This window comes from Oceanospirillum sediminis, assembly GCF_014164585.1.
Lineage (GTDB): Bacteria > Pseudomonadota > Gammaproteobacteria > Pseudomonadales > Halomonadaceae > Oceanospirillum > Oceanospirillum sediminis.
Window position 1 is genome coordinate 1 of sequence record NZ_JACJFM010000302.1, and the last position, 324, is coordinate 324.

Sequence of the window (324 nt, forward strand, 5' to 3'; positions counted from 1 at the left end):
CACCTGTTGTGGGTTCTATGGCTATAGTGTTTTTTCGGGGCGGTGTGTACGCTTGGATAAAGTTGTTATTACCAGTTGCATTAAATTTCAGGTTATATTTGGGCGTTTTGAATACCACTTCATCAGAATTTAGCATCCAGCAATCATCAAAAAACTCATCTCGAATTTTTATGGAAATATTCTCATGTATTGGAGTTGTACCAGTAGTTATATTACGGTCTCCTAAAATTATTTTTTCTTTGCAATTCATATTAAGAGTGCTTTCAAACAAGTTGTTGCTTGTAAAATAAGGATGCCAACCCACAGTAAATGGAAAGGGTTTTG

Annotated in this window: 1 protein-coding gene; it reads right to left on the reverse strand. The window is 35.2% G+C overall.

The window, feature by feature from the left end; translation table 11 throughout:
- Positions 1–324 (reverse strand): aldose epimerase family protein (locus H4O21_RS28760; protein ID WP_220495909.1); only part of this gene is annotated, 324 nt, incomplete at both ends.